Consider the following 11,687-nt stretch of genomic DNA (forward strand, 5'->3'; position numbering starts at 1 on the left):
GGTTTCACCGTCGATGCTGATCCACAACTCGGCCTTGCCGACATCGACCCCGATCCGATGCGTTGCCATCATCACACCTCCCGAGCTAGCTTGGAGTTGTCTGTCGGGGCCTCACCGAACGCTGGCTTGCCATCTATCGTCGGTCCCGTGCCGATCGATTCCTTATCGGCGTTTAAGGTGAGGGGTGGGACGAACTCTCCTACCGTCTGTGCCACAGGCCAGATGCCGGCCTCGTCCCTCCACCCCGACAGACCCTTTCTAGGCCTGCCGGGGTTAAACATACAAGCCTGCTTGCAGGCGAAGGGCCCCCGCCAAAGAGCTTCGATCCTGACCAGGCTCGGTAGAATCGCGCGGACACCCGCCTACTGGTTGTCGGGGTGGGTCGGGTCGAGGGCGGCCAGCAAGGCCTCGTGCTCCAGTCGCGCATCCTCGATCTCGTCGAGCACGCCATCCACGTCGGGGGTCTCTTCGCTGTGCACAAAGTGCCCGGTCAGGGGTGTTTCCGGCGTCAGGTCACCGTTGGCGAACAGGTCCCACATCTCGTGGGCGTACTGCGTCTCCAGCAGCGTGGGGTCCGCGCGGCCGAAGGTTGTGCGCATGTTGTTCACGTCCCGCTGCAGCATGCGGAATGCGCTGTTGTTGCCGGCGGCGTTGACGGCCTGGGGGAGGTCGATGATGACGGGTCCGTGCGCGTCCACCAGCACGTTGTACTCGGACAGGTCGCCATGGATCAGGCCGGCGCACAGCATGCGCTGGATCTGGCGGATCATGAATGCGAACCACTCGCGTGCTGTCTCGGGGTCCAGCTCGACTTCGTGCAGCTGGGGCGCGGTGTTGCCGTCGGCGTCCAGCACCAGTTCCATCAACAGGACGCGGTCGAATACGCCGTAGGGGACGGGCACTCGAACGCCCGCGTCGGCAAGGCGGTAGAGCGCCTCGACTTCCGCGTTCTTCCACTGCGTCTCCTCGACCTCGCGGCCGTGACGCCCACGTCGGGCCATGGCCCGCGCATCGCGGCTGCCGCGGACCTTGCGGCCTTCCTGATACTCGGCCAGTTTGTGGAAGCCGCGATGCTTGGCTTCCTTGTACGCCTTGGCACAGCGTGTCGCGCCCCCGCTGCGGACGAGGTAGATGTTCGCCTCCTTGCCGCTTTGCAGCTGCCCGAGGACGGTATCAATGACGCCGTCTTCGATCAGCGGCTGGAGGATCTTGGGGATTTTCATAAGCGCGTACGGGGTTGGCGAAACGAAAGACGCCGACCTGGGGGAACCCCGGAGGCCGGCGTCGTGCGTTCCAAAACGGTTGGGTCAGGGCAGAAAGATCTTGGGTTTGCGCTTCTCCGCCTTGGCGGTGCGTTTCTCCATCAGTGTCTTTTCGGCCTTCTTCTTGCTGTCGCGCTTACGATCCATGGTCTTCATGGGGTGGGTCCTCTGGGGCGCCGGACGGATCATCCGGCTGATTGCGTGCCCGTTTCTGCTGGCGTTTTTCTTCCTGCTTGGCGGCTTTTTTCAGCTCGCGCTGGCGCTTTTCGTATTGGTAGTTCGGTTTGGCCATAGGGCAGCAGGGTCTCCATTGGGGTGTCGCCAGCGAGGCGGGGTCACGAAGCGTTGTCTCTCCACAATAGCACCGAAACATCGCCGTGGGGGCGAGCGCCCGAAGAAGGGCAAGGAGGTGCCTGGCGTTTTCGTCCCCGTGCGGTTCAGGCGGGCGGGTGCAAGCCGGCTTGCAGGGCGCGGGCCAGGGCCTGGCCTTCGCGGATGGCCCGCTCCGGTGTGGAGTGGTGTGGTTTGAGGGTCGCGATCACGCGGTGTTCGAGCTCGGTCTCGGTCAGGATTGTGTTCGGGTCGATATAGCCGTTGTCGGTGAGCCATTCGGACAGCCGTTCGCGGGCACTGCTCTGGAAGCGCTTGACCGTACCGTTCTCCAGTTCCCGCAGGAGCTGTTCGCCGTTGCCGTTCAGCTGCTTCGCCAGGTCGGAGACGGCGTCGATGAAGGTCGCACTGACCGCCTCGGAGGCCTCCAGGGCCTCGCGGTCTACCGGACGGCCGCGACCCTGGCGCCAGGCGCGAGTCCAGGCGCGGGCGGCCTCACTACGGGCCTGCAGCGTCTGGCATTCCGGGGGTTCCAGCAGGGAGTCGGCGGGGCCTTGTAGCAGGGATTCCAGCGCGCCCAGGCGATCCACCCCCAGCTCCAGCAGACGCTGCAACAGTTCCAGACGGTCCCGCAGCAGGTGAAACAGATGGATACCGGCGGGATCCTGCCAGGGGTCGATCAGGGGAATGCCCCCAATCCGCTGCGCGTAGTCCTCGGGCGCGTCGCTGCCGGGGGCGGGTACCGCTTCGGGTTCCGGAAGGCCCAGCTGCTCGTGGCTACCCAGCGCTTGCTGTCCCCAGCGGCGTGCGGCCAGGTCGATGATCTCGACGCTGGACTCCTGTGCCTGCCAGTAACGCGCGTCTTCGGGCTGGGCGGTCAGGTAGAAGACCTGGCGGCCGGCCTCGTGGGCCAGTGCCTGCAGGCTTTCGGCCACTGCCCGGAAGCGGTCCGGGTCCGCCGTGCCCAGCGCCTCGTCGAGGATGAGCGGGAGCGCGCTGCGCCCGCGTTCGGCCTCCAGCGCAAAGGCGATGCGTACGGCGAGCAGAAGCTGCATCCGCGTCCCGCTGGAGAGTTCGCTGAGCGAGCGGGTGGCCCCGCTGGCGGTCTCGCGGGCGCTGAACCGGGCCGAGGCATGGGGCGAGAACTGAAGTTCGTAGTGATGCCGTGTGAAGCGCCGGAACCACTCGCGGGCCTGGCGCAGGGCGGCGGGCTGCACCGCCTGTTCGTGTTCCATCTCGACCTGGTCCAGCAGGAAGTTTCCGGCCGTGGCGAACAGGGCCTGGTCGAGTCGCTGGGTCAGGGCGTCGCGGGCGAGTTCGCGGCGGGCGCGGGCGGTTTCCAGCTGGCGTTCATGGCCGGCGCGGTCGATGGCCGCTTCGATGCGGGCGATCTCCTCGCTCAGCCGGTCGCGTTCCGCCGCCTGGTCACGCAGGGTCTGAAGCTGCGATTCCAGGGGTTCCGCGGCATCGGCCTCGACCGCCTCCAGCAAGTCCGGGCGGTCCTCGAGGTGGCGGCGGCGTTCGCGTTCGCGTTCGCGCACATTACCCAGTTGCTCGCTTAGCTCCTGCCAGTCGGGCCACAGGCGCAGCCTCTCGCGCAGGGTCGATTCATCGCCATTCTCCAGGCCGGTCGCCGCGTACAGGGCGGCGATCTGCTCCCGCGTTCGGTTCGCGTCGGCTTGCAGGCGTTCGAGTTCGCGCTGGGCGGCCTTTTCCTCCCGCTGCGCGGTGTCCCGGGTCTGCAGCCGGGCGGCGAGACGGTCCAGGTGCTGGGCCAGGGTATCCGCCGAAGGCTCGGAGTCCGGAGGGGCCACGGCATACTGAGCGAGAAAGGCCATGACGGGTGCCCGGGTCGCCTCCAGCTCGGCTGTCAGGCGTTCCTGCTCTGCCCGGGCCGTGTTCACGGCCTGGCGCGCCCGGTCATGGTTCGCGGTCAGGTGGATCCAGCGCTGCAGCGAGGCATCCATACAGCCGGGGTCGAAGCCGACCTGCCGGGCAATGTCCTTCAGGCGCCCCTCTTCCCGGTCGCGGGCGGCGCGCCGTTCTTGCAGTTCCCGTTCGAGTCGAGCGCGGCGCTCCGCCGTTCGCCGCGCGCCCTCCGCAGTTTCCAGTTCGCGCTCCAGGTGGGTCAGGCGCTCGCGGACCGCGTCGGCCTCCCATTCCGTGGGTAGCGCCAGACCGGTATCGCGGAAGCGTGCCTTCGCAGCCTCGCGGGGTATGCTGTCGGTCGCCGGGCGAGCGGCGATGTAGGTGCCCCAGGCGACCGGGAGCGCGAGTACGGCGAAGGCGGGGTGCACCAGCACCGCCGCGGTGCCGATGGCGCCGACCGCCGCGAGCAGGGCGATCCCGGCGGCGAACCGGCGCAGGCCGGTCCAGGGGGTGGGGCGCGGGGACATCAGCCAGTGCAGCAGCTCGTCGCGGCCGCGGCGCAGTGTGTCGGGGGTGGGCAGGGCGTCCTCTGTCGGAGGCAGGGAGGCGAGTTCGTCTTCCCGTTGCGCGATGCCGGCCTGCAGCCCACGCAGGGTCTCCAGGGACTGTTCCACCGAGTGGAGCGTGGCGGGGTCCAGGTCCGGAGCCGCCTCTGGCGTGCCCCCCAGTTCTTCGGTTGCCTGGCGCCGTGTCGCCTGGGCCGCGTGCAGCTCTTTTTTCGTCTGCTCCAGCCCCCTCTCCAGCTCCAGCAGCCTGCGGACCACGGGGCGTTGATCGTCCACGCAATCCGCATCCAGCTCGGGATCCGCCAGTCCGGCTTCCTCGCGGCGCTGGCGGGCGTCCTCCAGGCGTTCACGGGCCTGTTGTTGTTCGTGTTCCAGGCGCCGCAACTCGTCCTGGAGTGGGGCGAGGCGTTGCAGTTCGTCGCCGCGGAGCCTGTCCAGGCCGGCAGGCAAGGACGCCATCCGGGTCTCCAGCTCCCGGTGTTCGCGTCGGGCCCCCAGCAGGTCCAGGGCGCGTTCGTACTGATCGGCCTCGTGGGCAGCGCGCTGGGTCTGCTGGCGTTGCGCCTTCAGGTCGGTCAGGCGCTGTTCGTCGTGCTGCAGGCCGCGCTGCTGCTGACGGCGTTCGCGCAGTTCCTGTTCCGCGGCCGTCAGCGCCTGGGACTCGCTACGGGCGTGGGTCGTCTTCAGGGCCAACGCGGGATCGTCGCGCAGGGCGGGCAGGTCGTAGCCACCGGCCAGTTCGCGGGCCAGGCGCAGGCCGATCTCCTGCTCGGTGCCGTGGTCGGCGTTCAGCAGATCCTCGATGCGCAGGGTGTAGCAGTCGATGAAGCGATGATCCGGCAGTGGGGGCGATTCGACGCGTTCGCCATTGCGGGACCAGGACAAGTCGGTCCCCAGCCGATGGGCCTGTAACGGGCCCTGGGCATCGACGAAGGTCGCCTCGATGTGGACTCCGGTCTGGCGCAGTTCCTGGGTATACAGGGCGGCCCGCAAGGCGCGCACCAGGCTCGATTTTCCGGACGCGTTGGGCCCGATGGCCACGTTTACGCCCGGCCCCAGGGCATCCAGGCGGAACCCCGGATGGATGCCCGGCAGACGGACGATATCCAGTGAGTCCAGTCTCATGCGGCCCTCACGCTTCGCTCTCGCGCTGGAGCAGCAGCCGGTCAAGGGCGTGCAGGGCGGCCGCTTCCAGGTGGCGGGCGATCGCCTCGTCATCCGGGCCCTCCGGGGCGAGGGCGCGATAACGCGGGTCATGAATCACCTGGGCGAGCGGACCCCGGGCCTTCTCCAGGAGTTCGCGGCGGGCCGCGTTGTCCGGGCCTTGCAGCAACTGGAGCTTGCGAGCCAGCAATGCGGCGGGATCGCTGCCCGCGGCGAGTTCCGCCAGGTCCAGGGCGGGCAGGGCCTCCAGGCGCCAGTCATGGACGAAATACAAACGGCCGCCGAGGTCCTGCGGGGTGGCGCGCGGGTCGTCGGCGTACAGGCTGCGCTCCAGCGCATGGCGTTGATCGCTGCGTCCGGTCAAGCGCAGGCGGCAGCCGACGGCCGCAGGCCTGTGGCTCCAGGTCTCCAGCTCGGCATGGAGGGCTCCCAGTGCCTCGGTCACCCGGCGGTGGATATCGGCCGCTTGCTGCAGGCCATCCACGGCGATCTCGAGGGTATGCCAGGACAGCGGTGCCAATGGAATCTGTTCGATCGCGAGGTCGCCGCCCGGGGTGATTTCGAGACACCAGGGGCCATGGCGGCCGGGCTCGCCCGGATCCATGCCGCTCAGGGAGCCCAGATATCCCATCGGTCGGGGCGCGGCGAGCGGATCGGGGCGGTGGATGTGGCCCAGTAGCCAGGCCTCGACCGGGGCGGCCTCCAGGTCGCTGCTGCGCACGGGGGCGTGCGGGCTGCGGGACTGGTCACGATCGCAGTGCAGCAGCCCGACGGTGGGGCAGTCTGTGGGGGCGGGAAAATCGCCTTCCAGCGGACTGGTGGTTACGCGCGCTTCGGGGAACGACCAGCCCGCAATCCGTACACGCTGATCATCATGGCCGCGCAGCTCGCGGGTGTCCCACTGCCCGCCGGCCCCCAGCAGCTCGAAGGCCGGCAGGGATTCGGCCAGCCGCGGCAGGACCTGGACGTCATGGTTGCCGGCGACGCCGAGTACCCGGATGCCCGCCTGGGTCAGGCGCTCGACACCCGCCCTCAGGTCGCGGTAAGCCTCGTAGAAGTCGTCCTCCTGTTCGACCACGTCGCCGGCCAGCAGCACTGCGTCGATGCCTTGTTCCACGGCATAGTCGACGCTGCGGCGCCACGCAGCGGCCGGGCCGAGGTTTGCGATGCCGAGCGCCTCGTCCACCGCGGGCGGGATGCGCGACGGCTGTCGGCCCAGATGGATGTCGCCCACGCACAGGAGCTTCATGGACGCGGGGAGGCGGTCGGGATCATGGGCGCAGTTTGGAAGAATCGCGGACCAAAGCCAATCCCGGAGCATGGGATGGGCCCCTTCATCGGTTCTGCCCGCGTGGGAGCCTGCTGGCAGGCGAAGCCCCTGCCAGAGTCGGACGCGGGCAGGGGCTTCGCCTGCAAGCAGGCTCCCACGGGTGTGGTGGCGCGCAGGGTCAGGTGTCGATGCCGAGTTGCCGGGGCAGCTGGCCGAGGCGGCCGAGGGTCAGGCAGGGGCGGGGATGACCGTGTTCCCAGGGGAGGGATTGCGGGTTGAACCAGGCGGCGCGGAAGCCGGCCTGCAGCGCGCCCAGGACGTCCGCCGTGCTGTCGTCTCCGACGTGCAGGATGGCGTCGGGCTCCATCCCCGCATGCTTGCGGGCCTGATCGAAGATATGCGGATCGGGCTTGGCCGCACCCGCTTCGCCGGCGGCGACGGCGAAGCCGAAGTACTGCCCGAGGGGCGTGCGAAAGACATCCGCGTTACCGTTACTGATCGCGCCCAGGCGGAAGTGGCGTGCCAGGGTTGCCAGCACATTCTGGGCCTCGGGATAGGGCGTGACCTCGTTGCGCGCCTCCCAGAACACCTGGAAGCCTTCACCCGACAGACGCTCCGGGCAGCAGCCACAGGTTTCGGCCAGTTCGCGCAGCCAGCGCTTGCGCAGGCGGGTCAGGTCGTGGCGCTCGTGGTCGGGGGCCGCGCGCATGAAGGCCGTGCGCGCCTGGATCAGGGCATCGGGACCGAAGCGCTCGCACACCTCGGGCGCCTGCTCGCGAAGCCAGGCATAGAAGCGCGCCTCGGCGTGATGGATGACCGGCATCACCGGCCACAGCGTGTCGTCGAGGTCGAAGGTCAGACAGCGGATACGGCCGGGTTCGAACGCTCGAGGTCGAACAGGCTCGCGACGGGGTGCGTGGTTCATCCGTACAAGGGTAGCGTGGAACTGCGACGGCGCGACCATTCGGATAACACCTTTGGGGGTACTCACGGCGTTCGGCCGTCGGAGTGGACTGCTACGCTGGGAAGGAAGCGACGAGGAGGTCTTCGACATGCAAACAACCAACGATTCCGGTGTCTGGCCGCGTTACAGCCGGGGCCAGCGGGTGGTGCACTGGCTGGTGGCGGTATTGGTGCTGGGCGCGTTGAGTCTCGGCGGGACGATTGGCTGGTTCGGTTTCGAGGGGTTGCAGGCGCGCTTCGGCGAGGATGCGACCAACACCATTTACACCTGGCACAAGAGCTTCGGGGTGCTGATTCTGGCACTGATGCTGGTGCGCATCGGGCTGCGGCTGCGTCATGGCAAGCCGCCCTACGCGGTGGCACTCGCCCGTTGGCAGCGGATTGGCTCGGAGGTGGTGCACGGGCTGCTCTATGTCCTGCTGATCGTGATGCCGGTGATCGGGTGGTGGGCGACCGCGGCCGGGGGCTATCCGGTCCAGCTGGGGCCGTTGATCCTGCCGGGCTTGTTCCCGGAAAACGAAGCCCTTTCGGAGATCCTGTTCGGCTGGCACCAGGCCCTGGGGATGGCCATCCTGGTCTTGGCGCTCGGCCATATTGCGGTGGCGCTGTTCCACTGGCGCGTGCGTCGGGATGGCGTGATGCAGCGAATGACCTTCGGTTCGGCTCGGCGCTGATTCCGGGGCGCCGATGCTGCGATTGCTGCTGACCTTTGTTGCGCTGAATGCGGTGCTGCTGGGTCTGGAACTCCCGCGCTACGCGGGGCTTGCACCGTACTGGTTGGCCTGGGAGGCCGTGCTGCTGGTGGGCCTGTTCGCGCTTCTGCCGTCGGGCCGGCTGGCGCGGGGGTTGGCGTGGCTGGCGGGCGGGCTCCTGCTTGCGCTGGTGGTGTTGGCGTTGTTCGATGCCCTGACCCGGGCCAGTCTGAACCGGCCGCTCAACCTGATCCAGGACTGGATACTGCTGGATGCGGTGTACCAGTTGGTGACCGGGAATCTCGGCTGGGTGGCCACCGTGTTGCTGGGCATCGTCCTGATCGCCGGGCTGGTCGTGGTGATCTGGGGAGCGGCTCGGGGGCTGTATGCGCTGGGCAGCCGTGCCGCAGGCGCGCGGCGGGTGCCGCTGCCCCTTGCCGTTGGGCTGCTGCCCCTTGCCGTTGGGCTGCTGGCGCTTGGCCTGGTGGGTACGGCCGCCGGCATGCGCGACGTGGCGCCCGCCGGAACGGTCGCGCCGGCGGCTGGGATGGTGCAGCAGCAGATCGCGGCGGGGCAGGCCGCCATCGCGGAGAACCGGGCCTTTCGTGCGCGGCTGCAGCAAAGCCGTGAGCAGGCCGGGGCACAACCGCTGCCGGGACTTGCCGGGGTCGATGTGATTCTGGGCCTGGTGGAGTCCTATGGCGTATCCGCCGTTTTCGACGAGCGCTATGCGCCCGTGATCGTGCCGGGACTCGAGTCGATCGGCGACGATCTCGACGCCGCGGGCCTGCACGTGGTGACCGGCGTGCTGGAGGCGCCGATCGCCGGCGGGCAATCCTGGCTGGCGCAGGCCTCGCTGCTGTCGGGCCTGCAGGTGCGCTACGCCGGGCACTACGACGCGTTGCAGGCCGAGCCCCGCGATACCCTGGTGCAGGATTTCCAGACGACCGGCCACCGCACGGCCATGCTCGCGCCGGCGATCCAGCTTGACTGGCCGGAGGGCCGGTGGTTCGGCTGGGATCGGATCGTCGACAAGCACGACTTCGACTACGCCGGGCCGCCATTCTTCTGGGTAACGATGCCGGACCAGTACACCTGGTCGTTCTTCGAGCGCGAGGTGCGCGCGACGTCGGAAGACGCGGTGTTCGCGATGCTGGCGCTGGTCAGTTCGCATGCGCCCTGGACGCCGATCCTGCCGGTGCTGGAGGACTGGGATGCGATCGGGGATGGCGCGATCTTTGACCAGTGGGCCGACCAGGGGCCCGCGCCGGAGACGCTGTGGCGGGACTTTGGTCGCGTGCGCGAGTACTACGCGGAGTCGGTGCGCTACTCGCTGGAGGTGACCGGGGCCTACGCCGCCCGGTTTGCCGATGAGGAAACGCTGTTTTTCATGCTGGGCGATCACCCGGCGGCCGCGCTGATTACCGGTCAGGACGCCAGCTGGGCGGTACCGGTCCATGTGATCTCGGGCGATCCGGAATTACTGGAACCGTTCCGGGCGCGCGGCTTCGTGCCGGGGATGCTGCCGCCTTCGGAGCGGGCGGAGCATGGCTTTGATGCCCTGCGTGGCTGGCTGCGCGATGCATTTGGCGGGGCGCCCGGAAAGGACTGATCGAGTGGTGACTGTCGCGGTTTCTCGAGCCGAATGGCCGGGCCCGGTTAATCGTCTGGTGTTTACGGTGGCTTCTGTCCGGCCGCCTGCCAGGCGCTCTCTCGAGAGCGGCGCTGAATTCGCTGCGCCTTCGGCTCCGCTCAGACATCCAGCGCCCCGTGTCTATTTAGAATCGTCTCGCGAAAAGCCTCTCCACTCGGCGCGACGACAACGGGGAGGCAGGTCCAAACAACGGCTATCCCGGCGCTATGGCCAATGGATGATGGCTAGGTGTTCATACATCTTCGGCACGCTCGGCCTTTGGCCATGGCGTGCCGCACCCGCGAAGCGGGTGCCGGGGGGCGTAGGATGTGATGAGCGCAGCGAATCGCATCAGGGTTTCGCGCGGCGTGGGAAACGGTGCGTTTCGCTACGCTCAACCGCACCCTACGGGGTGCGGGCTGGTTGCTGGTGTCTGGATACCGCCTGTTTTGACCTTCTTCTCCCGTATGGAGCCCCTCGCGGAGGGCGTGATGGGCCGGGAGAAGGCGCTGGATGTCTGAGCGAAGCGCAGCGTAGCGAGTTCAGCGCCGCCGGCCCAGCGCGTCCGGAGCGAGGTTCCCGGGCGAAATCCGGGCGCCCTTCTTTGGGTGCTTTCTTGGGCAAGCAAGAAAGTACCTCGCGGTGCGCTCGCGAGAGAGCGCGTGGCAGGCGGCCGGACGAAGGCACGTAAACACCTAGCGCCGAACCATGGCCAGCCAGCAACCGGCAGGCGTCGGACCCGAGCCACCGTAAACACCAGCGACGAACCGGGGCCAGCCCGGGCCTGATGGCAGTAAGCAGGGGCCGGGTGCCGGTGGGGTTAGAAGTTTTCGGTGGAGGTGAACAGGCCGACGCGGAGGTCGTGGGCCTCGTAGATCGGGCGGCCGTCGACCTTGACGATGCCGTCGCCGATGCCGAGGACCAGCTTGCGCGAGATCACCCGTTTCATGTCGATGTGGTAGGTGACCTTCTTCGCGGTGGGCAGGACCTGGCCGGTGAACTTGACCTCGCCCACGCCCAGGGCGCGGCCGCGTCCCGGGTTGCCGAGCCAGGCCAGGTAGAAGCCGACCAGCTGCCACATCGCGTCGAGGCCGAGGCAGCCGGGCATGACCGGGTCACCCGGGAAGTGGCAGGCGAAGAACCAGAGGTCGGGGTTGATATCCAGTTCGGCGATCATCTCGCCCTTGCCGTACTGGCCGCCGTCGCTGTTGATCTCCAGGACGCGGTCCATCATCAGCATGTTGGGGACCGGCAACTGGGCGTTGCCGGGGCCGAACATGTCGCCGTAGCCGCAGGCCAGGAGTTCGTCGCGATCGTACTGATTCTTCTGCATGGGAGCGCCGCTCGGGGAAAAGGCCGGTATTGGACCGAAACCCGCGCGCAAAAGCAATTGCGGCGGACGTGGTGGCGCTGACGGGCCGGTCGTCAGGCGTCGGATGGATACCGTAGCAGGTCCGCGAGGGTGAAGAAGCGATCGCCGCGCAGGTAGCCGGCCTGGATATCGGCGGTCAGGGCCGTCGGGCGCCCCTTGCTGTCGCGTTCGGCGACCCAGGGCGCGGGCACGGTATCCAGGATGTGCGTGCAGGCCAGGCGCCCGTCATCCAGATGGCTGGCATGGACCGCGCCGGTGCGGCGGTCGCGGAAGGCCGGGAGCCAGCCGGCGGTGAACCCGGCATCCAGCCAGGCGGGGTTCTCGGTGCGGGCCGGGGCGGGTGCCGGCAGGAGGTCGAGGCTGAGCATCGCGAAGTCTCCGGGGATTTAATCCGGATATCGGCGCGGGCACCGCAAACTTGAGTACGGATCCTTCCGTGCGCCGGCAGGCGTGGAGGCGTTGCGACATAATCGGAGCGCGAAGGCGGAGGTCCGAGTTGCGCTGGAGGGTGCGGGCACCGACCATGCCGTAAAACAATAAGCAAGGGGTCGTCGTGGCGGTCACTG

9 protein-coding genes and 1 pseudogene are annotated in these 11,687 nt (G+C 68.3%); 3 read left to right on the plus strand and 7 right to left on the minus strand.

Annotated elements, in window-relative coordinates; genetic code table 11:
• Positions 1-362 precede the first annotated feature (362 nt).
• The 5 genes from F618_RS0107500 to F618_RS0107520 all read right to left on the minus strand — a co-directional run bounded on the left by F618_RS0107500 (position 363) and on the right by F618_RS0107520 (position 7,386).
• Entirely contained in the window at positions 363-1,223 is an 861-nt protein-coding gene (locus tag F618_RS0107500) for a PA4780 family RIO1-like protein kinase (RefSeq protein WP_018938482.1), read from the minus strand.
• Positions 1,224-1,398: 175 nt separating this feature from the next.
• Positions 1,399-1,554 (minus strand): hypothetical protein, encoded by a 156-nt coding sequence (locus F618_RS16160; RefSeq protein WP_018176369.1) that lies wholly within the window; start codon positions 1,552-1,554, stop codon positions 1,399-1,401.
• 145 nt (positions 1,555-1,699) lie between these two features.
• Positions 1,700-5,152, minus strand: coding sequence for an ATP-binding protein (locus F618_RS0107510; RefSeq protein ID WP_019568202.1), 3,453 nt, complete (start codon positions 5,150-5,152; stop codon positions 1,700-1,702).
• A gap of 7 nt (positions 5,153-5,159) precedes the next feature.
• The gene (locus tag F618_RS0107515; RefSeq protein ID WP_019568203.1) at positions 5,160-6,440 is read right to left on the minus strand and encodes a DNA repair exonuclease; all 1,281 of its coding nucleotides are present in this window, start codon (positions 6,438-6,440) and stop codon (positions 5,160-5,162) included.
• A gap of 199 nt (positions 6,441-6,639) precedes the next feature.
• Positions 6,640-7,386 carry an HAD family hydrolase gene (locus tag F618_RS0107520; protein ID WP_019568204.1) on the minus strand — a complete coding sequence of 249 codons (747 nt, stop codon included), beginning with the start codon at positions 7,384-7,386 and terminating at the stop codon, positions 6,640-6,642.
• A 127-nt stretch (positions 7,387-7,513) separates the two neighbouring features.
• Between F618_RS0107520 and F618_RS0107525 the strand changes: the two genes are divergently transcribed.
• The 3 genes and pseudogenes from F618_RS0107525 (at position 7,514) to F618_RS16585 (ending at position 10,270) form a co-directional block, all read left to right on the plus strand.
• Positions 7,514-8,098 (plus strand): cytochrome b, encoded by a 585-nt coding sequence (locus F618_RS0107525; protein WP_019568205.1) that lies wholly within the window; start codon positions 7,514-7,516, stop codon positions 8,096-8,098.
• Positions 8,099-8,111: 13 nt separating this feature from the next.
• On the plus strand, positions 8,112-9,728 hold the full coding sequence (locus F618_RS0107530) for a hypothetical protein (RefSeq protein ID WP_019568206.1): 1,617 nt from the start codon (positions 8,112-8,114) through the stop codon (positions 9,726-9,728).
• 259 nt (positions 9,729-9,987) lie between these two features.
• Positions 9,988-10,270 (plus strand): annotated as a pseudogene (locus F618_RS16585) (hypothetical protein).
• Between the two features lie 299 nt (positions 10,271-10,569).
• Here F618_RS16585 and fabA read toward each other — a convergent pair.
• A complete protein-coding gene (fabA, locus tag F618_RS0107535) occupies positions 10,570-11,082 on the minus strand; it encodes a 3-hydroxyacyl-[acyl-carrier-protein] dehydratase FabA (protein WP_018146069.1) in 513 nt (170 codons plus the stop codon).
• 92 nt (positions 11,083-11,174) lie between these two features.
• Positions 11,175-11,489 carry a hypothetical protein gene (locus F618_RS0107540; RefSeq protein WP_018938677.1) on the minus strand — a complete coding sequence of 105 codons (315 nt, stop codon included), beginning with the start codon at positions 11,487-11,489 and terminating at the stop codon, positions 11,175-11,177.
• Positions 11,490-11,687 lie beyond the last annotated feature (198 nt).

Origin of the sequence: Thioalkalivibrio sp. ALMg13-2, from assembly GCF_000381185.1 — a bacterium.
Lineage (GTDB): Bacteria > Pseudomonadota > Gammaproteobacteria > Ectothiorhodospirales > Ectothiorhodospiraceae > Thioalkalivibrio > Thioalkalivibrio versutus.

Bases quoted from the DNA above. Each gene is read 5' to 3' on its own strand.
- fabA (WP_018146069.1), bottom strand. From the start codon at position 11,082: ATGCAGAAGAATCAGTACGATCGCGACGAACTCCTGGCCTGCGGCTAC.
- F618_RS0107540 (WP_018938677.1), bottom strand. From the start codon at position 11,489: ATGCTCAGCCTCGACCTCCTGCCGGCACCCGCCCCGGCCCGCACCGAG.
- F618_RS0107500 (WP_018938482.1), bottom strand. From the start codon at position 1,223: ATGAAAATCCCCAAGATCCTCCAGCCGCTGATCGAAGACGGCGTCATT.
- F618_RS0107530 (WP_019568206.1), top strand. From the start codon at position 8,112: ATGCTGCGATTGCTGCTGACCTTTGTTGCGCTGAATGCGGTGCTGCTG.
- F618_RS16160 (WP_018176369.1), bottom strand. From the start codon at position 1,554: ATGGCCAAACCGAACTACCAATACGAAAAGCGCCAGCGCGAGCTGAAA.
- F618_RS0107520 (WP_019568204.1), bottom strand. From the start codon at position 7,386: ATGAACCACGCACCCCGTCGCGAGCCTGTTCGACCTCGAGCGTTCGAA.
- F618_RS0107515 (WP_019568203.1), bottom strand. From the start codon at position 6,440: ATGAAGCTCCTGTGCGTGGGCGACATCCATCTGGGCCGACAGCCGTCG.
- F618_RS0107525 (WP_019568205.1), top strand. From the start codon at position 7,514: ATGCAAACAACCAACGATTCCGGTGTCTGGCCGCGTTACAGCCGGGGC.
- F618_RS0107510 (WP_019568202.1), bottom strand. From the start codon at position 5,152: ATGAGACTGGACTCACTGGATATCGTCCGTCTGCCGGGCATCCATCCG.